Here is a 25,063-nt window from a genome sequence, read left to right as displayed (position 1 = left end):
CCGTTTCGAATTTTGATTCTGAATACAACTTTAAAATTAATCGTAACCGTATTTATCGCCGCTCATTAATAACTTCAAAATAATGGTATCTGTGTGTCCTCGAAGCAAATCCGAGGAAAGCTTTTTATCAGCCATGTGATCGCCTCCATGAGTATATAATACATCATATTACTATGACAGTCAAGGTAATATACTCAGCATACTAAAAAAGTGTACACCAGATAAGGCATACACTCAAAAAATTATTTTATTTCTTTCCACATTGCAATCATTTCATACGCAATGTCACGCAATAAATACACCGACATAAATTGGTCCTCTGCGTGCATAAATAGCATGGAAAAAGGAATTTCTTGGCCATCAGCTTCTTTTTGAATCAGATCGACGTGATTTTTATGGCCTTCTTTTAAAAATTCATTGGCTTCGTCGATTTTTTGGTACGCTTCTTTAAAATTTCGCTGTCTGGCACATTGCAAAGCTTCGGTGATTTTGCTCCTAGCCCCGCCGACTGTACTAATTATTTGAAAAGAGGCTAATTCCATGCTTTCCATTCATACCACCTCATTTTTGATTTGAATCATTGTCTCTAATGTTGTATCAGAACCCCCGCCGACAAAAATACGTACGTTTCCTGCCTCTAGTTCCCAACGATTTTTGATTGACCAAATTTGTAGTTCGGCTAATCCGATTTTTAATATGACTTCTTGCGTTTTTCTTGCGCCTATTTCGATTTTTTGGAAATCTTTTAGTTCTTTTTTGCGACGCGTGATGCTTGCCTCTTCATCGTGAATATAAAGCTGCACCACTTCTTGCCCTGCGACATCCGATTTATTGGCGATAGTTATGCGGAATTCGAATTGCTCGCCAGCTTCTAGTTCAGCTATAGTTAGATTTGTGCGCGTAGTCTCGATTTTTTGATATTCGAAATCACTGTAGCTCAAGCCGTAGCCGAAGTTGTAAAGTGCCGAGCCTCGTTCGTCGAAATAATCTTCTTTGTACTCGCCGACTTTTTGATTGTAGTAAACGGGAAGTTGACCGGAGGAACGCGGGATGCTTACTGGCAATTTTCCGGATGGATTCGTCATGCCAAATAGCACTTCTGCAACCGCCGTTCCGCCCTGTGCCCCTGGATACCAAGCTGTTAAAAGCGCATCGGCTTGTTCGCTAATTTCAGGAATCGCATTGGGGCGCCCTTGAACAAGCACCACCACGACTGGCTTTCCTAATGCTCTGACCGCTTGAAAAAGTTCGATTTGCGCATCCGGTAACGCGAGGTCCGCCACATCAACGTTCTCGCCCGCATCCATATTCGGCCCCTTCGAACTGACCGCACCATTATTTAAAAATTCCATATCAAAATTACGCGCACTTGACCCGCCGAGCGCAAGGACAATGACATCTGCAGAGTTCGCGAGTTGTACTGCTTTTTCAACACCGTTTATTACTTTTTCACGGACTTCGCTACCTTTTTCATAGCTGATTGTTACATTTTCAGGCGCTAAGTTTTGCAATCCTTGTAAAATTGTCACGCCATCCGTCATATTTTGTGGCGCCGTATAATCGCCGAGTTGATTGTATAATGCATCCGCATTTGGCCCAATGACCGCGATATGTTTCGCGTCACGGAGCGGCAATACGTTCTTTCGATTTTCCAGCAAACAGATTGCCTCACGCGCCGCTTGTAAATTCCAGATACGCCATGACGCCGAACGTTCGGCTACTTTTTCAGTCACATATGGCTTTTCAAATAAACCAAGTTCAAATTTCAATCGCAAAACTCTGCTAACCGCCCGGTCCACGAGCGCTTCACCCACCTCGCCAGCCGTCACGGCCGCCGCCAAGTCAGGATACACAGAATCCCACAAGCTCAAATCAACACCTGCTGTGAGACCAAGAGCTGCTGCCTTTTTCGTGTCTGGCATCAAGTTCAGCAATCGATCCAGCGCACAACCATCAGCCATCACAATACCCTCAAATCCAAGCTCATCCCGCAAAATTCCCGTCAACAAATCCGCATTCGCGTGACACGGCACACCATCAATCTCATTGTAAGCCGCCATCACACCGAGCGCATCCGTCGCAGCAACCATCGGCGGTAGGAAAATCTCGCGTAATTCCCGCATCCCAATCGACACAGGTCCCGAATTATGTCCACCAACAGGCTCACCTTGCGCCGCAAAATGTTTCAGAATCACTGCAATCTCGCCACTCTCCTGAAATCCCGTCGTAATCGACTTCGTAAATTCTGCCGCTAAGTACGGATCCTCACTGAAACACTCCTCAGCACGTCCCCATCTTGGATCCCGCATAATATCAAGCGCCGAGGCTAGCGCCAAATGCACACCCTTGTCACGAATCTCCGTCGCAATCGCAGTCGCAATTTCCCGTTGTAACTCCCGATTAAACGAAGCTCCCCGTGCCAAGTTCACCGGATACGACTCACTGTCCAGCGCCTGATGCCCATGTGGCACCTCCTCCGAAATGAGCATTGGGATTCCCAATCTTGTATTCTCCATCACGTACCGCTGCAACAAGTTCGCCACACGCGCTGAATTTTCCCGACTAATCCCATTTTCGTGATTCATCCCCGACCACGGGTCTGCCCGAAACAACCCGTAAAGCGCACCAATCCCGCCAAACGTCGTGACCTCATCCTTAAAAACAGCCGTCACATCAAAATCCTCACCGTCACGCACAAACGTATCCCAGCCATATAAGCGCTGATTCAACTGGCCGCACTTCTCCACCAACGTCATCCGTCCCAACAAATCAGCCACACGCTCCGTCACATCACACGTCGCATCCAAATAGTTCGCCATCATGTCACCCCTCTCCTAGCAACGCCAAGCCTTGCGCCAGAACCTTTTCGCCATCCATCCGGCCGTAATCCACAATCGCAATCACGCCCACCGGAATCGCCTGACCAACCGATTCGCTCACCTTGCTCTGCATATAACTGACTTGCGGCCCTAACAGAATCGCCTCAGCATTGCGCCAATTTTTCTCGAAATCCGTCTCCGAAATCGCCCAAATTTCGATATCCAAGCCCTTTTCCGCGGCTACTTTTTGCATTTTACGAACGAGTACACTTGTAGACATACCAGCGTTACACATTAACATTAGCCGTCTCATCGCTGTCCCTCCTTACGCTTTAATTCGGTCATTTACCTTCAAAAACGGTAGATATAGCAACACACAAATTCCCACTAAAAACACTTGGAAAACTGCTGCGCGCCAATCCCCACCCGTTGCCAAAAATCCAGAAGCGACAACCGGCGTCGTCCACGGTACCATCACGACAACCTCCGAAATCATATGAATCTTCGTCGCAATATACGCCAAAAGTAAACATAATGGGGTTGAAATAATGAAAGGTATCATCAAACTTAAATTATACACAATCGGCAGTCCAAAAACGACAGGTTCATTAATATTGAAAAGCCCCGGCGCAGAAGACAAAACCGCAATTTCCCGATAATCTTTCCGCTTACTCCAAATAAATATCGCAATAAGTAGCGCAATCGTATTTCCACCGCCACCCATAACACCAAAAATATCACGGAATGTCGTATTAATAATATGTGGAATCGCCGCATTGTTAGCGTAAGCTGTCATATTATCTTGCATGTTCGCGAGCAATACCGGGTCCATAATCGGTCCCAAAATCCCACTTCCCGCAATACCAATCGAATACAGCATCTGCGAAATCGTCATCAACGCCAAGAATCCAGGAACACTTGTCACCAAGAACGTCAACGGTTTTTGAATAATCGTTCCAATTAATGCATAAATATTTAGCGAGAACAACTGCGTCAACAAGAACGACACAAAGGCAAACACAAGCACCGTCAACATCGTCGGAATCAACACATTAAACGATTTAATAACCGCTGGCGGCACACTGTCACCAGAAATCTTGATTTTCAAGCGCTCGCTCTGTGAGAAACGAATAAACAATTCCGTAGACAAAAGCGCTGTCACAATCCCCACGAACATCCCAGCCGAACCAGTCAGCGCCGTTGGAATAACGCCACCAATCTCCACAGCCTTCTGCCCCCCAACCGGAATCACATCATTCGTAAGCGGAATAAAAATAACAATCAAAGCAATCGTTTGTAAAGCCGGCGCAAAAGGATTCTCAAATTGACGATTCTGCGCTAGAAAATACGAAACCGAAGCCCCGATCAAAATCGTAATAATCCCCAACGTCCCATTCACAATACTATTTCCCAGCTGCTGCCAATTAGCAAGCGTCTCCGAACTAATAACATTCGACATAAAGCCATCCGGTTTAATAATAACGTTATTAATCAACACCATAAAACCAGCTAACATGATAAATGGCAAAATCGTCGCAAACGCATCACGCATCGATTTCAAATGAATTTGATTCCCTAACTTCTGCGAAAGCCAACCCAGTTTTTCAACAAATTTCTTCATGTTGTAACCCTCCTCTTTATTATACCTCAAGTGTAGCGCTTTCTTTTTAAGAAATAAAGCTAGACTTTTTCCGCAAGAAGTCTTACCTAAAGGAAATCCACGAAAAGAAAGAAGGCCACCGCTATAAGCTGAGCCTCCTTAAAATTCGTATTAATCCCTCAAAATCGCGAACTTCTTTCAGTTGGCTCATTGTTTTAGGATCCTCTACAATATCGCTAATCAATTCATACGTTGTAGCAAGTTGCGATTGTTCCTTGTTTTTCACCGCTAACATAAACACGACTTGCGCCTTTTCCTCCTCATTCCAAAGCACTGGCGACTCACAAACACAAACCGCAATCGCTGTTCGCGCAACATCTGCTTGAATCGGATGCGGCGTTGCCAAGCCATTCCCCAAATACGTCGGCACCACTTGTTCCCGCTCAAAAATCGACGGCAAATAATCCTCGCCAACATATCCTTTTTGCATCAATAACGACGCCAATTCTTGCAAAATCTCATTTTTCGTCTGACCGACCCGTGAAACTAAAAATAAGTCCTTCGAAAACACGTTTTCCAGCTCTAATATTACTTTTCCATCCTCTGATTCTATCATCCCTTCAATAGCCCTCACATCCGCACGCGTCAAAAACGGCGATACTTGAACATACGGATGATTTTTCTGATGCAAGGGCACTGTCGCAATGACGAAATCGCAAGCTAGCGGCTCATTCTCATACGCATAAAAAGACTGCACACCAACAATGTCCAACTGCTCAGCAAAGGCGCGTCTCACCTTCGACTCCAAAAGTTGCGACGTTCCTAATCCCGACGCACACACAATAAGTACCCGTTTTTTCGCTCCAGCTTCCGCCTTATCCATCGCGTAAAGCAAATGAATCGCCAAATAACCAGCCTCCGCCTCATTCACTTCCGCGCCAAGTTCTTCCGACAAAACATCTTTCGCCGTAAGCCCCAGCTCAAAAGCTAGCGGATAATTTTGTTTCAAATTCGGCAAATACGGATTTTGAATGTTCATATGAAATTTGATCCGGTTAATCGCAGGTTTTAAATGCAAAACAAGATTGGAAACTAGCTCTTTGTCTTGCATTAACGCGTAACCGTAACGTTTTTGAATTCGTTCTAGCATTTTGCTGACCAACATATATTCACGATCATCATCCTCATCCGTTGTGATATGTTTCGCACTCAAATGTAGTAGCAAATACGATAACTCCGTCTCCGGAAACGTAACCCCTTCCTGCTCCTCAATCCCGCGAATCATCGTCTGCGCCGCCCGCAATTCCTGCATATTAAATTCAACGTTCAGCAACTCATCGGCTGCCACATAACAATCATCACGAATCCGGCAAACCGCAATGGCAATATGAATAATCAAATTCTTCAGCGCAATATCTGTCATATGAATCGCATATGTCGACACACTATCCACCACCACTTGCTGAATCCGCTCCAAATCCACATCATCAAAAAACGCCTGCTCCGTCTCACTAATTAACAAACTTGGCGACTTCCCTAATAAAAAATGTGAAAAACAAAATCGAATATTTAACTCCGTTCCCGAAATTTTAACCCCATATCCCGCTTTTTTATCCAAAGTAAGCTGAAATTCGCCCAGCTTTTTCTTCACTTCTGGAATGATAAGATTGATCGTCGATTTGCTGACATAAAGCTCATCCGCGATATCTTCCAATTTCACAAACCTGTTTTCCAGTAACAAATAGCGAATAATATAATCGACCCGATCCTCCGCAAGCATCGGCGTAATATGAAGGTTCGAGCGCTCACGAACATCAGCGAGCAACAAGTTCCGCAAAGCCATCTCATCCCGAACCACAAGCTTATAACCAACACCACGCACAGACGTAATCTCATTATTCGAGGCACTCAAAATCGGATGAAGCGCTTTAATATCATTTCGAATCGTCCTCGGATCCACCTGCAACTGATCGCCAAGCTCTTTTCCGCTAACAAAATCCATTTTTACATACAAAATCTGAATTAAATCCCGCCACCTAGGCATAGGAATCACTGCCTCACCCATCTTGAATACCTCCTTTCATCACTCGCTAATTTCCAAACCAAAATAATAACTCACTTCATAATCCCCGTTCTGATACCGTTCCTCCAGCACATACATATACTTTCCAGACTTTTGCGGCACCGTAAATTCCCAACGCCCATCGTCTCGCTCTGTTAAAGCTACTTGCTCAAACTCCCCCGAATCAAGAACCAGCAACAAATGGTCTGCTTCATTTCTTTTTCCGCATCAGAAAATAAGCTACATCCCGAGAGAACCATCAAGCTTAGAATCGCAATCACTATTTTCCTCATTTCCCAACGCCCTGCTTCCAGCTACCAAACACCAACACCTGGTACTCTTTCCGAAACATAATAACCAAAAACAGCCCAATGTTCGCAACTAAAGCAATTATCGTGAATAAGGGGATAAAAATGATTGCAGTGACTGAAATCCAAATTCCCCAAATCATCATTGCAATAATGAAAATAATCGAGAACTTGTTGTTTTTCAAAATCAGTGTCGCCGCAACTATCCTAATAATACTAAACAGCAAAAATATTTCCGTCGTAAACACAAACGAATCCATTATCCAATTTACCGTCCATGAACTGGCGAATTTCGATACTTGTTCATGAAAAGTAAAATCGACATAATTGCCCGCTAAATGGTCGATGTATCCGCTTAAATATTTCTTTGCGATTTTGCTCACAATAAAGAAAATAAGATAAATCACGATTTCAACGATCGAATAAATAATGAGTAGCCAACTGCTGATTTTTATGATAGGGTCCCTTGTTTTCATGTTTTTACTCCTTCATTTCATCTTGTACATCATTCCGATAGAAGCTGGAGCCGATTCCTCAAAACCGAATTGCTTGTAAAGTTGATCTGCTGGGGTATCTGCGAGTAAGGTGACGCACGCTGTTTTGTCAATTGCTGTATCAATATGATTCTGAATATGCGTCATGATAACTTTGCCCAGACCTTGCCCTTGCTGAGTTGGATGCACCGCGACATCAGAAACGATAAACATAATACCATCGCCGACAATTCGTCCCATTCCGATTAGTCCGTTCGTGTCATTGTGCCGCAATCCGATGAAATAGTCACTTTTTTGCAATGCTTTTGCCGATATTTCTACATCTCGAAAACTAAGTCCACAGTCCACTCGAAGTTGCACAAATTCGGATGCCGTCGGTAATTCATTCGTTATGCGATACATAATCGTCCCCCCATCTTTTACTCTGCTTCATATGTCGCTTCTATTGCCACAGTAAGGTAGTATTCTGAATTCCATATTACTTTGATTTTCATAGATTGTATCTCCATAAAACTTGCTATTAACTTTCATTATAGCATAGAATATACAGAAAAAAGCGCCAATCTATCATAATTAATGCTTCTCAAATTCATGCCGATGCACAGAGAAAAACTGCTCAAATAACTTAATATTGTCGAGTTCCGTCCATTTACAAGTCCGCAATCCATCCAAATCTAAATTATAGACCGTCCCCGCAAGCGACCCGAGTAAAAATGGAGAATGTGTTGCGATAACGAATTGACATCCTAATAACCGCGCGGCTTGATTAATCATTTCAGCTAACTTCAGCTGGTTCTCAGGAGACAATGAACTCTCTGGCTCATCCAATAAATACAGACCATCTGGCAAAATATAATCCTCATAAATCTGCATCGCCGTCTCACCATTGGAATACTTCTCTTGCGCAAATTGCCGTTTCTCAATTTGCTTTTTCATAAGATACGAACCGTTGTGATTCGCAATCGCTTCTTTCGTCATTCCTAACTTACCGCGTTCATATAAATAACCTTCGTGAAGTACCGCTTCCTGCTGAATTTTCTTAATTTCATATAGCACATCTTCACTTTTGAGATATCGGCTGTTGTCTGGAATTACAATATCGCCAGTACCATTCTCCGCGCTTTCATAGCTTATCTTGCTTTCTGCAACATACTTCATATAATAATCAACAATGCCCCACGCCTTGTTCGTTTCGGCGCCTTTCATCTCCAATTTCGTCGCTAGTAGATTGAGCAATGTCGATTTCCCCGAGCCATTGTTTCCATACAAAATCGTTACTGCATCAAGGATTAGCACCTCGCCAGACTTTCCTTTTAACACATTATACGGATAAATGTTCGGATTCCTAACTTCGTGATTAGACAACTCAAAACATCGAACATATTGCATGCTTATCACTCCTGCCTTCGAACAAAATAAAAACACATATCCAGCATAACATACGAACATGTGTTTTCATATTATTTTAATCACTTTTTATTTTATACTTCCTAATTGTTCAAAAACCTGTGCCAATTTCTCCATCGGAACTTCCGCAATCGCATCTCCAATTGATAATTCAAACGCACATCTGCCATCCGACTTCACCTGCAGATGCCCTGAACATCCGACACCAGTCTCCGTATGAATTTTCGCTAATATAGGTTCAATAACTTCTGCTGACTGATCGAAATAAACGTGAAACATGTTGGAAACAGGCACTTCCGGCAAAGTACTCACACCACTGCAAGCATTGAACCGTCCCGCCAACTCCTTCGCCGCCTCATAATACTGCCCCATTTTGCCGATTCGCTTATCAAAATAATAATCCGCCGATAAAATATAAGGATACAAGCTAATCAAGTCCCCGCCATAACGACGTTTCCAAACCTTCGCTTCCTGCACAAAATCCTCATCCCCTGCCAAAATCGCGCCAGCAATCCCGCCTAGACCTTTATAAAAAGAAACATACACACTATCGAAAAGCGCGCTGATTTCTTTGGTTGATTTTTGATAGTAAGGGGTTATTTCCCACAAACGCGCACCGTCTAAGTGTAATTGAATACCATTTTCACGGCAATATTGCGAAATTTCCTCCAGCTCTTCGAAACTTGGTAATTGTCCGCCAATTTCGCGCTGAGGTAGTTCTAGTAAAACGCAAGATACAGATGCATCTAACGCTTGAATATCTGCCAAAGTGATGATTTTATCTGCATCGCATAGCAAAATTGGCTCGATGTGTTGCAATTCTCTTAAGCCATCTTGTTCATGAATTTCCAAATGAGACAACGGATGATAGCCGATTTTCGGATTTTGCTTCCTATCTGCCCAGATTCGTAACGCGATTTGTTGCGCCATCGTGCCACTTGGGAAAAACACCGCGCCTTCTTTGCCTAATATTTTCGCTATTTTAGTTTGGAAATCCTCAATGATTGCACCAGTGCCATAAATATCGCTTTCCAAGTTTGCATCGACATTTTCAAAAGCTTCTTTTAGAACAGCAATGTTTCGCGGACTATGATTTCCTAGTTTATATGCTGTATTTTGGTATGATTTTTTTAAGTCTTGCATGCATTCATCACTCCTAGCCAATTTCTTACTTCTTAGTTTAACACAGGTTCATGTTAAAAAAACTAAATTTAGCATCATTTCAAACTTAGTAGTCTTCGCTACACATTATTACTCAGCAATAGTAATGCTTGTATCACCTGATATTTATGTTATTTTTAACTATTTCTCCACTTTCCTACCTTTGATTTGGCTTGTAGCAAATCCTACTATCGGTAAATAATTCAAGAAGAAGCTAATACGCTGACAAAAGCCGATTTTGTTTAGAATTGGTAATTCATTAATTGCTGGGATTCGAGCTAAGCCGTATACTCCTGCTGATAGAAGACTGATGATGAATAATAGTAAGTAGATGTTACTTTGCCTTGCTTTTCCTTGTTTACGGTAGAGTATGACTAGAAAGAGTGGGAATATTAGAAATCCTGCGTATCCTAGGCCTGATCCAATATTGTGAACCCATGTGGAAATAGTCCAGTTTGATTGCTCCGTATCAATGCTGAATAGCCCTGTAAATATGCAGTCTCCCACGCCATATAAACCGATAGCCAAAGCGAGCAGACTAGCCAGTATTCGAGATGTTGCTCGAAATGTTTCGTATATCGCTGGTAACGCCAAGACAAATAACACACCAGAAATCACAGACCACACTAAGAAAGCTCCACGAACAGGACTCGCCACATCGCCAAAAACACTCATTACCATAGTCATTTGATTCATTTCTGGGTAAAATAAGCCGAGAATGTACGGTGTTAGAAAATCACTTAGAACCCCTAATAGTAGAAAATAGAAACCATATTTTTTTAAAAAAAGCATTTTTAGTCCTCCAAATTTGAATTTTTGCGTAGTGAGATTTAGTTTTATTCATTGACTTTTATTGTACATGATTCTAAATAAAATTAGCTAGTATGAGTCAGTGAAATAGCGACTCATACTAGCTAAATTGATATTATTTATTTTCTACTGTTACTTTGCCGTCTTTATCTGTAGTAACGACTTTACCATTTCCATCATCAACAGTTACGCTACCATCTGGATTTACTACCCGTTTTGCGCCGTCAGACGATTCTGCCTTACCGTCGTTATCCACGCTATTTCCTTTTCCGTCATCAACAGTTACAGTACCATCTTTCTTAGCTTTAGCCTCTGCGCCGTCTGATGTTTCAGCTGAAACACCATTCTCATCAACAGTTACTTTATTACCATTTCCATCATCAACTGTTGTGCTTTCTTTTTTTGTACCAGATGTATTTTCTTTTTTTGTTTCAGTTTTTTTTAGATGAATTCGAATCATCTGTATTGTCTACATTGTTTTGCGTAGATGAACAACCTGCCAAACTCCCTATACTCAGCACGACACTTAAAAATACAATCATCCATTTTCCTTTTTTCATTTTGCGCCCTCTCCTCCGCTTTGATTATGATTTTGCTAAAAATAGTACACTGAATTCTTACATTGTTAGTAATAAATATTAATTATTTTAGCAAATTTATATAGATATCATGGCATATATCCTAATATTTGTCAAATTATGTGGTTATTACTTTTTTTTTTCATTTTTTGTTATATCGTTAGAAATCAGATTATATATAATAATAATTTCGTAGGCGTATCTTTTGTATGCGTTGGAAGTCGTTCGTAGACACGAATCCCTTCACGCGACCAAAGCGCGGAGATACAAGAACACCTGTCAGCTTGGTGCAATCGTTACCACCATTGCCACAGGTTTCTTTTTATCCCATTCACGCAATTGGCTATATCGATGCAAACCATTCAAAAAAGAGACAACACAATACGATGGCTGCCTCTTTTTATATGTTGATCATATGTTTACTATTTCTTTAGGTCATCGATATTTTTGGTTTCGATGAATTTGGATATCGTTTTCCGATTCAACGAAAGCTGGTATTTGTTTATCACCCACATCACGACTAACCCTAGATTCGCGAGTAAAATCAACCAAAATCCAATTCCTGATTTCAAATAATACTCATTCGCACCATAGTTCACGCTAAATTCCAGCACACTTTTCATCTGACTTCGTACAATAAAAAGCATGACTAATTCTCCTACTGGTACCGCCAATTGCAAAAATGCATGATACTTTTTCATCGGTTCCCAGTAGCTAGCCACTAACAATAAGATAGGTAGCAAAAACAGAGCTAATCCTAAGGTAACACCATCTGTATTCGCATTTCCAAAGACGACCTCTATCCCCGAAAAACTAGTATGTGATGAACTCGCTCCCAATTCTTTACTTAATTGATCTCGTAATATATCCCCTGAAATAAACATCGTGAAAAATAAAGCAAGAATAGAAACACTTGCCCCTACTGTTGTTCCATATTTTTGAATCCGCTGTATCCATTGTTCTGTCATCTGTTATACACCCTTCCTTTTATAAATAACTGCCTATCTCTCTTGTATACTTTGTTGCCTTTTTCTATAATGACGCCATTCCCAGATAAGGTTGCCCGCGGATAGCATGAGATACAACCATCCCGACAAACCTAGTCGAAAAGAAATAGATACCCATTCTTCATCTAGTGACCCGCTGTAATGCCGCATAAAGAGAAGTAGACATATAAGCGTACCTATATTCCCAATCAAATAGCCGATTCGAACACGCTCGACTTGCTTGATTCTCCCCTGATACAGCGGTAACGCGAGGAGCAATAGCGGAAATAGCAGCAACAAAAAGCCTATCCCATCTGCAGTGGTATACCCCTTCACACCTTCTACTTTCACGAAACCGTCGATATCTGCCTGTACTTTATAAAAATTGCCTACGAATAAGCTTAGTAGTAGCAACGCATAACTTACCATTCGTATATTTTTCTCTGTCATGTTCTTATTTCCTCCCATCATCCATCAAACTACCCCTTCTAAATTCCCTCGCCTCCTCTAATTCTTGATGCTCTTTAATCATTTTCTGTACCCAACGTGAACTGTAACCGTATTCTCGCGACAGGACATGCACATTCTTTCCATTGTATTCTTGACTGATTTTCATGCTGACTTTGTCTTTGGCGTATAAGCGGACTGGAAAATTGATTTGTTGTCCACGCAAAAGTGGGTACAGTTTCAACATGCTTTCAATTCCTACAGCCTCCACCATCTCCTTATAGACCTCCGCCAAACAGTCCTGGTGAATGCGTTGTTGTGGATACATCGTTCGTTTCACCCCTCCCTTTTGTCACCTACTTCCTTAGCTTACCAATTTTCGAATACCATTCCAAAGGCGTATTACACGAAATTTGCGTGTACTTTGACATCCTATGAAAAATCATCGCTTTTAGAGGTCTAATAATCGGACGGGAACAGCATCATGCCATAGTCTGCTTCTTCGATAATCCAGATGGTGCGATGCATCGGTTTGGTCGTCGTCAATGTGACATGAACGGTTTTCTTATACTTTGGCACCTCTTGGCGATGATGAATCGTTTGCCTTTGTGTTGTTGGCTCGATACTTAGTTCAAATACGTAGAGATAGTCGATTGGTTTTTGACTTTGTTTCAGAATCGTGAAAAGTTGCCAGAGGACGTCTTGAATTTCAAATGGAATTTCCGCATCAATAGCTCTGGTTCTATATTTCGGTGGCATTCTGTGACTCTCCCTTCGCTTTCCATGGCATAATAGCCTCGACTTTGCCATTTATTTGCCAAATCACGAGGTCATTTTCATGCGTTTCTGGATGTTGACTGATACTAGCGGTATACTCCTTATCCTCTTGTAAATATTGCATCGTTAGAAAGCTGATTTCGTGTGCGGTCATTTGTAGCTCTTGGAAGCTTTTCGCTATCTCAGGTGCCGTTTCTTCCAGAGCTAGCGTGACGGTTTCATAACCAATCTCTTCTATAGAAATAGTTAGCTGATAGCGTTGTTTCATTTGTTGTTGAAACCAACATAGATTTTCTTGCATGTTTTCACCTCTTTTTATGTTCCTTTTGGATTGGATGACACCTTTAGTTTTCTTCCAAGTCTGTGAAGCGATATAGTTTTTGATGTTGAAATAGCAAGGAATAGAGCGGACTATCCGTGTCTCCATCTGAAATGACGACCATTTTCCATGCTTCATACTGACACGTTCGGACAAAGAGTAGGTCTGGTAGCTTTTTCTGAGGAAGGTGTTGGCTATAGCTTTTGTCCAACCCTTGGCGATGTAGCAACTGCAGACGTTCTTGTATCGCTTCTTCTGAAATAATGCCTACACCCTCCAACCACAGTGTTTCTTGAAAACGTTCCTTATTGAAAATACACATGTTTTTCTCCTTTCTGCATAAAAATAGAGCCAATGCCCGTGTGAGACATTGACTCTTGAATATAATATTTATTTATAATACAGTTTGTTTCAGATAAGAGGCCACTATCCACAGTCACAGCAAAGTTCAAGACAATTTTCTTTCACAGTATTCCTTAATGTACACATAGATATCTTGGTCATTGTTTTGATACCCACCCCTGTGTCCATTTTCTATCTCCTTTTTGCTGAGTTTCAAAGCCTCAGATATGTCCCCATTTTGTATATAAGCTAGCATTTTTATTAACTCTTTATCTGGATAGTTTTCTTTTCCCAGTATTTCACTATTAAATTTGACAACGCTATACTCTATTGAGTCTAAATATTCTTTATAGCGCTCCACAATATACTTCACTATCTGTTGAGAAACATTATTAGTATCCTCCGCTTTTGCTAATACGAACGTCTCCTTCTCAATCCTGATAGATGGAGCCGTAAAAGCACCATTGGCTCTTATACTATCTTTAGAATGAATATTATCACTCATATCAAAAATTGTCCAAAATAAATTATCATACTCATAAGGTTTAATATCCATCCAAATAGTTACAGAAAGGCCATCTTTCGTTTCCTTAGTAAAAAATAGAGTACTGAGAAAAAAACCTGCTTCCACCTTATAAACATAGGACGCAATAGATTTAAATCCTTGTTTTTTTGCTATTTTTTTTAATTTCTGTTTCCTAAATTTTTTTTTACTAATTTTAATTCTGCCTTTTCCATTCTTTTGTATCACCTCTCTATACTAATTCTAGTTTGATTTCAATATTAAGTACCTTTACTTGTTCGGAAACCGTATTAAGGAAGCTCATACACTTATCAGTAACACCATGTTTAAAATGAATTTCTATGATATATTTATCAAATAAGTGCTCTTCGTACTCCGCTTTGTATTGTTCTGACTCGATAAATCCAATGTATGCATTTATTTTATCCTGTAAAGTAATTAAATGCCCATACTCATCTTCCCACTCCAGATGATCTGTAATAAGAAATAGTAAAGCATTTTCCTCCAAGCTTTTTCCCATACCATCAATCTTATCCTTTTCACTTACCGACATGGACTTTCAACTCACTTTCATTTCGGTGGTCTAACAATATCCACCTTTGTTCCAGCTGGTATCTCAAAACCACCAGTGAATATCCCTTTACCTTTACCAACTACAACCCCTCCACTATCTTGCAACTGACCAAATCCAACTTTCTGATTTGGTGTAAGCGGGGCAGTATCCGAAGACTTGAATTCGCTAATAGCTATACTTCCATCTTGTTTATCTAAACCTATTGCATCTACCCTTACCTTCGTGCCCTCTGTTGTTTTAATTGTAATCTGTTCAACCGCCTCTGTTGTTTTTGCTGCAAACTTCGGAAACTCTTGTTCTTCAAATAACTTACCTTGTGCAGCATTTTTTCTAATTTGTGGAATTTCATCGGCTGAACCAGCTACCTCACTAATAGTGGGTACTTTTCTACTAGTCAAACCTTTCATAGTAAATCCACCCGCCGCTGTCGCTGCAACAATACTACTAACTCTAGTAACATTTCGCCCAATATCTTCTCCAAATAAATCAGTCGCTATTGGTGCTACGAAATGTTCCGTTGCGAAGAACGCCCCACTACCAACGGCAACCGATGTGGCTTCTTTCCCAAGTGTCACGACAGTCGCCCTTACAACCGATGTTCCGCCTGCTTTAGCCGCCGCTATCGCTGGTCCCATTGGAATACAAGCGCCTGCCACCGTGGTTGCTACCATACCAAAGGCATCATAAGCGCCTTGATTCCCCATAAAGACAGTGTCTCTTAATGGATTAAATGCGGCTGTTGTGGCATCTCCATGTAGTCCAAAATAAATATCTTGAGAGGACTCTACTAGATTAGACGCGCCATATGCGATGGAAGCTGAGCCCGCTATTGCTGCGGTAACCACAAGCGGTGTTGCGGCTCCTGCAGTCAACACAATCGCAGCTCCTCCAATGATAACTGCCCCAACAGCGAATACAGCATTCCAAATACCATCTTCTGCTCTTTTATCAGCGGCTTCTTGTTCCAGCACTTCCCACCGCTTACCTTCATTCGTGATCGCTTGGTCTAGCGCTGTTTGATTCGCTGCCAAACTTTCTTGGGATGCTACCACTGCACCATTCAAAGCGACCGAATCTTTGTATTGTAAAAGATCCCTTGGTTGATAATGCGTCACAACAGCGCTATCTTTTGCTTGTGCTTCTGCTATGAGTCCTTTTAACGACGTCAGCATCGCATCAAAAACTGTAAAATCCTTGGTCGCGTGATCGTTCTCATATTGCCCAACCAATTGCTTTAGTTCGGATACTTGTTTAGTGGTATGTTGGTAATCATCTTGCACAGCATAGGCAGAAATATTGCTCACATTTATTATATCATAAACGCTTTGAATGACTTCTTCCAATTTCCCATGCTCGATATCAAAATTATTGGTAGACTGGCGAAAAAAGGTGAGCGTACTTTCCAATATATTCTCGTCTAGTTTCGCATGATTATCCGCATCTATCGTATTATAATAGCCATCTTTGTACAGTAGGAACTTACTCTGAATTTCTTGCACAAGCTGGCTAATACTTTGTATGATAAAGCCGTGTACTTCCCCTACATACGCCTTCATACTATCTGCCGCCTGCCCTTTTAAAGACGGAATGCCTACGATATTCGTAAAACTCTGCGATATTTCTTGTAATTGCCCACCATACGTTTGACAATTCCCATTCACATACGCGCCAACAGAGGTTACATCATCATATTTGACTAAGTAACTCATAGTCCAGCACCTGTCAGCAAGCTATTATCCAAATCAACCATGGATTGCCCCGTATCTTGTATGGTCTTAATATCTTTTTGTAATAGTGTTTTATATGTTTCTAACACTTTCTGAAAATCTTGCATTCTTTGGATATAGCCATCGAGCACCACGGAATGCGATGTTATGTCAGGTGGACTACTTTTTCCATCCAAAAAGTGATTAATCTGTCCTTTCGTGGAAGCAACCGTAGAAAAAAACACAACGGCATTAATTTGTACCATATTGGAGAACATCGTATCTAACTCCTCTCTTGTTCGTTTAGTTGTGTAGCAATTTATCTATTTCATTTCCAAGGCTATTGAGTTTGCTTCCTAGCCAGCCCATTAACCCATCATTCTCGCTTGCCTGATTTTCTAATCGAGTAATCTCATCACAGAGATGGTCATACAACTGGTCGATTTGTTGATAGTAATTTTTATAATCACTATGAAAGCCATTGCTTACAAACTGATTATACGTGGTATACTTCTTGCCTCGCCATGTATCCTCCTGTTCTCTTTCCCGATTGACTGCCTTTTGCAATTCGTCTACCGATTGTTGAATCTCATCCACTTTTTTCTTGGCGACTTTCAATCGCTCTATTTTGGCTTGGATGTTGGATTGATCACTTTGAACTTGGCATAGTTCCGCTTGTTTTCGATTCCTATCTGCTTGTAAACTAGATACATCTGCGCTCATTGTGTCACGCTCCTAATCTATGTGGTCTTTTGGTTTTGTTTATTTAATGCATAGACATCCCCTTTTGGTAGATTTGCTTGTTCTACCCACATGTTTAAATTATCTAGCATGAGTTCATTATCTTCATCTTCAAAACCATTGTGAACTACTTTGGCAATATCTTCTTTATTGAAATACAGCAGACTATCTCCCATCATCCCTTCTGGGTATAAACAGGCACCATAATCAAAATAGACTGTTTCTTGTTGAATAACAGTTGCCAAGCCGCGCGCAATAATCATGACTTTCTTTGTATTTCCTTTTACAATACAGATACTCCCTAATGGCAAAAACGCTATTTTTTCGGTTGTCATTTTTACATCTCCTAGTATTCTATTTTAATACGATTAAGTACAGCGAAAAACCATGTAGCAAACTACATGGCTCCGTTTGGCTACTATTTAAATGGAACGTATACCTTAATTTAAGCCAAAGTTACGTGATAGGTTCGCATCGTTTTCTTCCACTGCAGTGGCTGTTTTGCTTAATTGTTGTTCGATTTGATGCATCAAGTTAGAGAAATCTGTTACTTTCGGCTTCAGTTGCTGGAACTGATCATCAAACTTACGGAAAGCTTCCCCTTCCCACTCTCCACGTAGTTGTTCTTGTAGCTGTTCTAACTCTCTTAAAATTTGTTCAATATCTTGTCCTTTGCGACCATACGTTTTCGAGCGATCTCGTAATTCTGCTGGACTCATTCTAATTTGACCTGACATGTATTTCATCTCCTCTGCTTCTAATATGTAACATACATATTGTACCACACCTAATATTTCACTGTAAACGTTTTACTGGTAGTAATTGCATCCTTTTCAAATTTTCGTCCTAACAGCCTCTCATAATCCGAAACACAAAAAACAAGGCGTACCAGTCACTCCCGATACAGCCTCACTTAACCCCGAAAAAACGAATCTAAATACCTACTCCCACAAACCGCCCCACAAAGCCATTCCCATCAAAAAAATAGCATCATTTGTGATACGGTTCTCCTCGATTAATCCGAAATGCTCGATAAATTTGCTCCACTAAAACTAGCCGCATTAATTGGTGTGGTAATGTCAGCTTTCCAAAAGATAGTTTCTCGTTACTTCGCTTCAAAACAGCTTCACTAAGCCCTAGCGATCCTCCAATAACAAAAGCAACTTTACTTTTTCCATATGTCGCTAAACGATCTAAACCTTCCGCAAACTGCTCACTGCTTTTCTGTTGGCCATCTATCGCTAAAGCAATCATATGCACATCATCCGCTACTTTCGCCAAAATCCGTTCTCCTTCTTTTTGCTTCACTTGAACCATTTCAGCTTCACTCAAAATTTCAGGAGCCTTTTCATCTGGCACTTCAACTATTGTTATCTTCGCATATGCACTTAATCGTTTCGTATATTCCGCTATTCCCTGAATAAGATATTTTTCTTTGAGCTTCCCAACCGTTATAATTTGGATATTCACAATTTATTCACTCCTTACTAACAAGTTATCCACAAACTTATACACATATCCACAATTATTTTCTATATTTTGTGTCTGAACATTCGTTCCCTACCATATATATCGCTCGGCTTTTACAATATCCACACGTTATACACATGTTAGTTACATTCTCTAGTTTTTCAAATTCAGGAAAAGTTTCTTCTCCATAGATCCAATCATCTAATGCCTCTTCCACGTGCTCCTCACAACTATATGTAACACTTCTCAAAAAAATCCCTCATTTCATACTAACTGTAGTATACGCTAATAATAATTAAATTCAAGATATTTTTTATGCACAGATTTTTATTTAGTTATCCACACTTTATCCCCTAAACATAGGTAGTTATCCACAGGGATATCTTTTATTTTGTGGCAGAATATATGTTCTACACCATATAATGATACTTCTCAATTTAATTATCCACATGTTATTCACAATGGAATAAAGTTCATATTTGCAGAATTACCCCGGTAAACCTTTACTAGAGGCCATTTGTTAATTTTCTTTTTAAACTTTGTTATAAGTTTATCCACAGATTATATTTTTTGTGGATAAGTCATGCAAACAAATAGTATGCTCTAATCTTACTTAAATGATTCGGACATAACCTGCCTTCTCGATTACCATATATTGCTTACAGAATTGGCTGGGTGACATATTAAAACATGTTGACTCTTACGGATGATGTGACGTTTCAAGTTTTTAAGCTAAAAAAGCCGAGTAATGAAAGAATTCTTTCCTTCACTACTCGGCTTCTCATTATTTATTCCGCGTCGTCAGCGCCATGTATAGCTTCTGGTTCTGCGGCTTCTGTTGTTTCTGGTTCATCGGCTACGCGTGGTGCTGCTACGGTTGCGATAACTTCTTCTGCATCGGTAATCACTTCGTAATCACCGTTTTTCGGGATATCCGATATAGCGATTGTGTCGCCAATATCAAGATCTGTAATATCTAAATCAATGGTTTCTGGTAATTTGTCTGGCGTTGCTGTTACTGTAACTTCGTATAGTACTTGTTGTAAGACACCGCCAAGTTTCACGCCTTTGGATTCGCCGACTAAGTTCACGCTAACGTTGGCTTCTACTTCTTCGGACATGTTTACCGCAAGCAAATCAATATGTTCGATGTCGCCTTTTAACGGGTCAATTTGGTAATCATGTAGTAGTACATTTAGTTTTGCTCCGTCGATCGATACAGAAAATACCGAATTTCGGCCATTATCACGAACTGCTTTAATAAATGTTAAAGAGTCTACGGATATGGAGACATTGTCTGCCTTGTAACCGTAAATAACACCTGGAATTCTACCTGCATCACGGATAGACGTTATGTTCGAATGCGGTTTTGTTTCTCTTTTTTGGACCTCTAATGTTGTTGCCATAAAAAAATCACTCCACTCATTCAATTTATGTTCTACGACTCTATCATATACCCTTTGGCCAAAAAAATGAAACAAAAAGGGTTTACAATTCATGGATAAAGGTAAAGATAGGAGAAGTCTTCTTCTATGAAAAATCACCAGATGACGCTTTCAGACGTCCAAAATCTGTATCATAGCGTTTTCATAAATTTAATATAACACTTTTTTATTTTTAAGTCGTTCAAGGTTTCACAAATGAAAGTATCGTGTTATACTGTACTAGTAGATTGTATTTTTTGAAGGAGGAGTTATAAATGAAAGATCATCAAAAAATCATTTTAGTTGGGGACGGAGCGGTTGGTTCTAGTTACGCCTTTGCTTGTGTGAATTTAAACATTGGGCAAGAATTTGGGATTATTGATATAGATAAGGATAGAACGATTGGGGATGCGATTGATTTAAGTCATGCGGTACCATTCTCAGCGCCTAAAAAGATTTATTCCGCGAACTATAGCGATTGTCATGACGCGGACCTTGTTGTTGTAACAGCGGGTACTGCGCAAAAGCCTGGTGAAACGAGATTGGATCTTGTCAGCCGTAATATACGTATTATGAAAGCCATCGTGGATGAAGTTATGGCAAGTGGTTTTGACGGCATTTTCTTGATTGCGTCGAATCCGGTTGATATTTTGACATATGCGACTTGGAAATTCTCTGGTTTGCCTAAGGAACGTGTTATTGGTTCTGGTACAAGCCTTGATACTGCACGTTTCCGTATGTCGATTGCCGATTATTTGAAAGTGGATGCGCGTAATGTCCATGGTTACATTCTTGGGGAACATGGTGATACGGAATTCCCTGCTTGGAGCCATACAACTGTCGGTGGTTTGCCAATTACAGAATGGATCGAAGAAAACGAACAAGGCGCGATGGACACGATTTTCGTAAGTGTTCGTGATGCCGCTTATGAAATTATTAATAAAAAAGGCGCTACGTTCTATGGGATTGCCGCTGCACTGGCACGTATTACGAGAGCGATTCTTAATAATGAAAATGCTATTTTACCGTTATCGGTATACATGGACGGTCACTACGGTCTAAATGACGTATATATCGGTGCACCAGCCGTTGTAAACCGTAAAGGCGTTCGCCACGTCGTTGAAATGAAACTAAACGACCTTGAAAAACAACAAATGGCCGCGTCTGCTTCTACTTTAAAAAAAGTATTAGACGATGCGATGAAGGAAGTTCAATAATTCGATTTTGATGAAGCGCCGAGCTTGGATTCGGCGCTTTCTTTGTGTTTTAGGGCAGATTATGATATTTTATGGATAACGACGAAATTTTTGGAGGTAATAGAATGATTTCTACGACAACGCCGAGTATTAATGGCAAAGAGATTGTGGAGTATAAGCAAATCGTGTTTGGTGAAGTAATTACCGGGGTTAACTTTGTGAAGGACATTGGTGCGGGATTGCGGAACTTCTTTGGCGGACGCTCGGAAGGCTATGAGCAGGAGCTGATTAGCGCTCGTGAGGAAGCGATTCGAGAAATGGAAGCTCGCGCAGAACAGATTGGCGCTAACGCGGTTGTTGGCGTGGACATTGATTATGAAGTGCTCGGCGCAGACAACGGCATGTTGATGGTTACTGCTTCTGGAACTGCTGTTGTTATTTCCTAATATACAAAAATGAAGATTGTCTACGCCCCAATGTGAGGTGTAAACAATCTTCTTTTTTTATTTGTCTTTTAAGTGATGGCCTTCGATGTCAAGGGATGGCAGGATTTTGTCGAGCCATTTTGGCATGTACCATGAGCCTTTGCCGAATAGTTTCGTTAAGGCTGGAATGATGGTTAGGCGGACGACGAATGCGTCGAATAGCACGCCGAAACCGAGTGCGATGCCGATGGATTTAATCATGGCGTCTGGTGCGAAAACAAAGCTGATGAAGACGGAGAACATGATTAGGGCGGCAGCGACAATGACTGGGCCACTTTCTCTTAGGCCGGTTTTGATGGAATGCGTGTTGTCTTTGGTTAGTGTGTATTCTTCGTGAACGCGTGACATCAGGAACACTTCATAATCCATGGCGAGTCCGAACAGGATGCCGATCGTGATGACTGGCAGGAAGGCTAGAACTGGGCCGGTGGTGCTAATGCCAAATAGTTCTTTGAAAACTCCTTCTTGCGTGATAAGCGTCGTAAATCCGAGTGTTGCTGTTAGCGATAGTACGAAACCTAGTACGGCGATCAATGGAATGAGTAGCGAACGGAATACGACGGTTAGCAAAATGAATGCTAGTACGACGATAACTCCGGCAAAAACAGGAATGGCATCATTTAGTTTTTGTGACATGTCGATGTTGATGGCGCTTTGTCCTGTGACTTCCATATTGATATTGTATTTGCTGTCTGTTGTTTTGGCGTAGCTTCTTAGGTCGTGAACGAGTTGCGATGTCTTGCTATCTGTTGGACCTGTTTTTGGAATGACGGAAATGAGTGCGTAGTCGCCTGCTTTGTTTGGCATTGGTGGTGTGACGATAGCTACGTTTTTCATTTCAGAAATATGTTTGGTGACATCGGTTAGTTTCGCTGCATCCTGTTTGTCTTTGACGTTTGCCAAAATGACTAGTGGACCGTTGAAGCCTTCACCGAATTTGTCGGATAGAATATCATATGCTTTTTTTTCGGTGAAATCGTTTGGTTTGGCGCCGTTATCTGGAATTCCTAGTTCCATTGATGCGAACGGAATACTTAGACCGCCTAGAATAAGAACGGAAAGTAGGAACGCGATGAATGGCTTGCCAACAACGAATTTCGTCCAAATGTTGTCGTTTGGTTTACCAGCTTTTGTTTTTTGTGGTTTGATTTTTTTGTGTAGTAGGCCAATGAATGCTGGGATTAAGACGAGTGCGGAAAGGACCGCGAATAGGACGCTGACCGCGGAGGCTAGTCCCATGATAGTTAGGAATTCAATGCCGACTAATGATAGACCGCAAACAGCGATAATGACTGTAATCCCTGCAAAAATGACCGCGCTACCTGCTGTTCCTGTTGCTAGACCGATTGCTTTTAGATGGTCCTGCTCAGTGCGGATAATTTGGCGGTATTTAAATAGGATAAATAAGGCGTAATCGATTGCTACGGCTAGACCAATCATGACTGCTAAGGTCAATGTCACGTTTGGCATGTCGACGTAGCTTGAGACAATGGCAATGATGCCGATACTTGTTCCTAGGCTTAGTAATGCGGTGATGATTGGTAGTCCTGCTGCGATTACGGAACCGAAAGCAATGATTAGGATGACAAGTGCTACAACGATACCGATTGCTTCTGATGAGCCGCCGATTTCCATTGGAGAAATCATGACGTTCCCTGTCAACTCGGTTTGAAGATGTTTGTTGTCCATGTCTTTTAGCGCAGTTTTGACTTTATTAATCGATTTTTCGTTTACTGACATTGCGCTAACGTTGTAGTTGATGTCTGCGAAAGCCGTTGTCATGTCTGGGCTGATTGTTTTTGCTTCGTATGGATTGGCAATGCTTTCGATTTTCGTGTCTTTTTCCTTTATTTCTGCTAAAACTTTAGTGATAGACGCTTGGGCTTCTGGTGTTACAATCCCTTTATCTTGATCGCTTTTGAAAACAACGCGGATGCTCCCCTTCTGGCTATCCTGATTGAATTCTTGTTCGATTTTATCGGATGTATCTAATGATTTTAAGCCACTCATTTTGATGTCATCGGAAAAATTGATCCCTTTTATGGCTAGTACAGCCACAATAATTCCTAGTACGACGAACCATGAAATGATGGTTTTCCATTTGTGTTTAGCAAATGTTTGTCCTAATTTGTAAAGTAAATTTGCCACTTAATTTGTTTCCTCCTTCGTTTCACGGTATAATTATAAGCATACAGTGTATATTACAGGATTTTGGAGCAAAATGTAAGAATCATAATGCTAACTTTGTATAGTTAGACTACAGAAAAGAGGAAATGTCGATGAACGATAATGACTTAAGAGTGTTAAAAACGAAGAAAGCGTTATCACAAACCTTGTCTCAGATGTTGGAAAAGCAAGAGCTCTCGACGATTACGGTAAATAGTATTTGCGAGAATGCAATGGTTCATCGGACAACTTTTTATAAGCATTTTTATGATAAGTATGATTTGTTAGTGTATGTGTTGCGCGAACAGTTTCAAGGGTATTTTTCATTGGATATTAAGGAGCGAATTAACCACCCGTTTCAGTCAGCATTTTCGATTGTTTTTATTGATTTGCAGACGATATTGGATAAACAGGAGAAGGATGAAGCATTTTCGAAGACAATTGCGGATTATTTTTTAGCGGAGTTTCAGCGAGATATTGAGAGTAACATTGATAAATTAACGCTTTCGGAAGATTTTCCACCAGATTTATTGACATATATTTATGCAGCGAATATCGGCGCGATTTTGCATTGGGCACGAAATACCGATGAACCTTATGATTGGGCGCATTTGGACAAGCTATTTACAGCTGTTTTGCCCGTGAAAATTAATATTTAATCGGATATT

General features: G+C 40.9%; 33 protein-coding genes and 1 pseudogene. 3 read left to right on the top strand and 31 right to left on the bottom strand.

Annotated features, from left to right (window positions below):
* Nucleotides 1-39: 39 nt before the first annotated feature.
* The 30 genes and pseudogenes from PRIP_RS18105 to PRIP_RS08075 form a co-directional block, all read right to left on the bottom strand.
* A pseudogene (locus tag PRIP_RS18105) lies at nt 40-135 on the bottom strand (PadR family transcriptional regulator); the annotation flags it as partial.
* A gap of 107 nt (nt 136-242) precedes the next feature.
* The gene (locus tag PRIP_RS08210; RefSeq protein WP_036100756.1) at nt 243-551 is read right to left on the bottom strand and encodes a PTS sugar transporter subunit IIA; all 309 of its coding nucleotides are present in this window, start codon (nt 549-551) and stop codon (nt 243-245) included.
* A complete protein-coding gene (locus PRIP_RS08205; RefSeq protein ID WP_036100763.1) occupies nt 552-2,819 on the bottom strand; it encodes a glycoside hydrolase family 3 C-terminal domain-containing protein in 2,268 nt (755 codons plus the stop codon). It lies immediately after the preceding gene.
* A gap of 4 nt (nt 2,820-2,823) precedes the next feature.
* Nucleotides 2,824-3,132, bottom strand: coding sequence for a PTS sugar transporter subunit IIB (locus PRIP_RS08200; RefSeq protein WP_036084369.1), 309 nt, complete (start codon nt 3,130-3,132; stop codon nt 2,824-2,826).
* A 12-nt stretch (nt 3,133-3,144) separates the two neighbouring features.
* Entirely contained in the window at nt 3,145-4,440 is a 1,296-nt protein-coding gene (locus PRIP_RS08195) for a PTS sugar transporter subunit IIC (RefSeq protein WP_036100755.1), read from the bottom strand.
* A 121-nt stretch (nt 4,441-4,561) separates the two neighbouring features.
* Nucleotides 4,562-6,484 (bottom strand): BglG family transcription antiterminator, encoded by a 1,923-nt coding sequence (locus PRIP_RS08190; RefSeq protein WP_036100754.1) that lies wholly within the window; start codon nt 6,482-6,484, stop codon nt 4,562-4,564.
* An 18-nt stretch (nt 6,485-6,502) separates the two neighbouring features.
* Entirely contained in the window at nt 6,503-6,679 is a 177-nt protein-coding gene (locus PRIP_RS17160) for a hypothetical protein (protein WP_159101529.1), read from the bottom strand.
* A complete protein-coding gene (locus PRIP_RS18235; protein ID WP_159101528.1) occupies nt 6,643-6,774 on the bottom strand; it encodes a lipoprotein in 132 nt (43 codons plus the stop codon). Before PRIP_RS18235 ends, PRIP_RS17160 begins: the two co-directional genes overlap by 37 nt.
* Nucleotides 6,771-7,265 (bottom strand): hypothetical protein, encoded by a 495-nt coding sequence (locus tag PRIP_RS08180; RefSeq protein ID WP_036100752.1) that lies wholly within the window; start codon nt 7,263-7,265, stop codon nt 6,771-6,773. Before PRIP_RS08180 ends, PRIP_RS18235 begins: the two co-directional genes overlap by 4 nt.
* 12 nt (nt 7,266-7,277) lie before the next feature.
* Nucleotides 7,278-7,688, bottom strand: coding sequence for a GNAT family N-acetyltransferase (locus PRIP_RS08175; protein ID WP_036100751.1), 411 nt, complete (start codon nt 7,686-7,688; stop codon nt 7,278-7,280).
* Nucleotides 7,689-7,856: 168 nt separating this feature from the next.
* Nucleotides 7,857-8,672 (bottom strand): AAA family ATPase, encoded by an 816-nt coding sequence (locus PRIP_RS08170; protein WP_036100750.1) that lies wholly within the window; start codon nt 8,670-8,672, stop codon nt 7,857-7,859.
* Between the two features lie 87 nt (nt 8,673-8,759).
* A complete protein-coding gene (locus tag PRIP_RS08165) occupies nt 8,760-9,833 on the bottom strand; it encodes a threonine aldolase family protein (RefSeq protein ID WP_036100749.1) in 1,074 nt (357 codons plus the stop codon).
* Between the two features lie 159 nt (nt 9,834-9,992).
* Nucleotides 9,993-10,643, bottom strand: a complete 651-nt coding sequence (locus PRIP_RS08160) for a DUF998 domain-containing protein (RefSeq protein WP_036100748.1) — start codon at nt 10,641-10,643, stop codon at nt 9,993-9,995.
* 133 nt (nt 10,644-10,776) lie between these two features.
* A complete protein-coding gene (locus PRIP_RS08155; protein ID WP_036100747.1) occupies nt 10,777-11,121 on the bottom strand; it encodes a hypothetical protein in 345 nt (114 codons plus the stop codon).
* A gap of 540 nt (nt 11,122-11,661) precedes the next feature.
* Complete coding sequence (locus tag PRIP_RS08150; RefSeq protein ID WP_036100746.1) at nt 11,662-12,207, bottom strand: hypothetical protein; 546 nt, start codon at nt 12,205-12,207, stop codon at nt 11,662-11,664.
* Between the two features lie 33 nt (nt 12,208-12,240).
* Entirely contained in the window at nt 12,241-12,675 is a 435-nt protein-coding gene (locus tag PRIP_RS08145) for a hypothetical protein (RefSeq protein WP_149023791.1), read from the bottom strand.
* A gap of 4 nt (nt 12,676-12,679) precedes the next feature.
* Entirely contained in the window at nt 12,680-13,012 is a 333-nt protein-coding gene (locus PRIP_RS08140) for a Mor transcription activator family protein (RefSeq protein ID WP_241434127.1), read from the bottom strand.
* Nucleotides 13,013-13,131: 119 nt separating this feature from the next.
* Nucleotides 13,132-13,431 (bottom strand): DUF960 family protein, encoded by a 300-nt coding sequence (locus PRIP_RS08135; protein WP_036100744.1) that lies wholly within the window; start codon nt 13,429-13,431, stop codon nt 13,132-13,134.
* On the bottom strand, nt 13,415-13,750 hold the full coding sequence (locus tag PRIP_RS08130) for a hypothetical protein (protein WP_036100743.1): 336 nt from the start codon (nt 13,748-13,750) through the stop codon (nt 13,415-13,417). The genes PRIP_RS08135 and PRIP_RS08130 overlap by 17 nt, the downstream gene beginning before the upstream one ends.
* Before the next feature lie 43 nt (nt 13,751-13,793).
* On the bottom strand, nt 13,794-14,090 hold the full coding sequence (locus PRIP_RS08125; protein WP_036100742.1) for a hypothetical protein: 297 nt from the start codon (nt 14,088-14,090) through the stop codon (nt 13,794-13,796).
* A gap of 126 nt (nt 14,091-14,216) precedes the next feature.
* Nucleotides 14,217-14,861, bottom strand: a complete 645-nt coding sequence (locus PRIP_RS08120; protein ID WP_036100741.1) for a hypothetical protein — start codon at nt 14,859-14,861, stop codon at nt 14,217-14,219.
* 4 nt (nt 14,862-14,865) lie between these two features.
* On the bottom strand, nt 14,866-15,186 hold the full coding sequence (locus PRIP_RS08115) for a DUF6572 domain-containing protein (protein WP_036100740.1): 321 nt from the start codon (nt 15,184-15,186) through the stop codon (nt 14,866-14,868).
* 17 nt (nt 15,187-15,203) lie between these two features.
* Nucleotides 15,204-16,916: a T7SS effector LXG polymorphic toxin gene (locus PRIP_RS08110; protein ID WP_052008812.1), complete on the bottom strand. Its 1,713-nt coding sequence runs from the start codon at nt 16,914-16,916 to the stop codon at nt 15,204-15,206.
* Nucleotides 16,913-17,191 (bottom strand): DUF5344 family protein, encoded by a 279-nt coding sequence (locus tag PRIP_RS08105; protein ID WP_036100739.1) that lies wholly within the window; start codon nt 17,189-17,191, stop codon nt 16,913-16,915. Before PRIP_RS08105 ends, PRIP_RS08110 begins: the two co-directional genes overlap by 4 nt.
* Before the next feature lie 25 nt (nt 17,192-17,216).
* Nucleotides 17,217-17,636, bottom strand: coding sequence for a YwqH-like family protein (locus PRIP_RS08100; RefSeq protein ID WP_052008811.1), 420 nt, complete (start codon nt 17,634-17,636; stop codon nt 17,217-17,219).
* A gap of 17 nt (nt 17,637-17,653) precedes the next feature.
* Nucleotides 17,654-17,989, bottom strand: a complete 336-nt coding sequence (locus PRIP_RS08095) for a DUF4176 domain-containing protein (protein ID WP_036100738.1) — start codon at nt 17,987-17,989, stop codon at nt 17,654-17,656.
* A 105-nt stretch (nt 17,990-18,094) separates the two neighbouring features.
* Nucleotides 18,095-18,391: a WXG100 family type VII secretion target gene (locus tag PRIP_RS08090; RefSeq protein WP_036100737.1), complete on the bottom strand. Its 297-nt coding sequence runs from the start codon at nt 18,389-18,391 to the stop codon at nt 18,095-18,097.
* Nucleotides 18,392-18,644: 253 nt separating this feature from the next.
* Complete coding sequence (rlmH, locus tag PRIP_RS08085; RefSeq protein ID WP_036100736.1) at nt 18,645-19,124, bottom strand: 23S rRNA (pseudouridine(1915)-N(3))-methyltransferase RlmH; 480 nt, start codon at nt 19,122-19,124, stop codon at nt 18,645-18,647.
* Between the two features lie 55 nt (nt 19,125-19,179).
* A complete protein-coding gene (locus PRIP_RS18230) occupies nt 19,180-19,374 on the bottom strand; it encodes a CxxH/CxxC protein (protein ID WP_036100735.1) in 195 nt (64 codons plus the stop codon).
* Nucleotides 19,375-19,912: 538 nt separating this feature from the next.
* Nucleotides 19,913-20,530 carry a 50S ribosomal protein L25/general stress protein Ctc gene (locus PRIP_RS08075; protein WP_036100734.1) on the bottom strand — a complete coding sequence of 206 codons (618 nt, stop codon included), beginning with the start codon at nt 20,528-20,530 and terminating at the stop codon, nt 19,913-19,915.
* Nucleotides 20,531-20,823: 293 nt separating this feature from the next.
* Between PRIP_RS08075 and PRIP_RS08070 the strand changes: the two genes are divergently transcribed.
* Nucleotides 20,824-21,765: an L-lactate dehydrogenase gene (locus tag PRIP_RS08070; RefSeq protein ID WP_036084426.1), complete on the top strand. Its 942-nt coding sequence runs from the start codon at nt 20,824-20,826 to the stop codon at nt 21,763-21,765.
* A 104-nt stretch (nt 21,766-21,869) separates the two neighbouring features.
* A complete protein-coding gene (locus PRIP_RS08065; RefSeq protein WP_036084427.1) occupies nt 21,870-22,190 on the top strand; it encodes a putative heavy metal-binding protein in 321 nt (106 codons plus the stop codon).
* Nucleotides 22,191-22,247: 57 nt separating this feature from the next.
* Here the strand turns inward: PRIP_RS08065 and PRIP_RS08060 are convergent, their stop codons facing one another.
* Nucleotides 22,248-24,377, bottom strand: a complete 2,130-nt coding sequence (locus PRIP_RS08060) for an MMPL family transporter (RefSeq protein WP_036100733.1) — start codon at nt 24,375-24,377, stop codon at nt 22,248-22,250.
* A gap of 131 nt (nt 24,378-24,508) precedes the next feature.
* Between PRIP_RS08060 and PRIP_RS08055 the strand changes: the two genes are divergently transcribed.
* Nucleotides 24,509-25,054 carry a TetR/AcrR family transcriptional regulator gene (locus PRIP_RS08055; protein ID WP_036100732.1) on the top strand — a complete coding sequence of 182 codons (546 nt, stop codon included), beginning with the start codon at nt 24,509-24,511 and terminating at the stop codon, nt 25,052-25,054.
* Nucleotides 25,055-25,063 lie beyond the last annotated feature (9 nt).

The sequence above is a fragment of the Paenilisteria riparia FSL S10-1204 genome (assembly GCF_000525995.1).
GTDB lineage: Bacteria > Bacillota > Bacilli > Lactobacillales > Listeriaceae > Listeria_A > Listeria_A riparia.
Note: the sequence above shows the minus strand (reverse complement) of the source record. Positions and strands in the feature narration are given on the sequence as shown.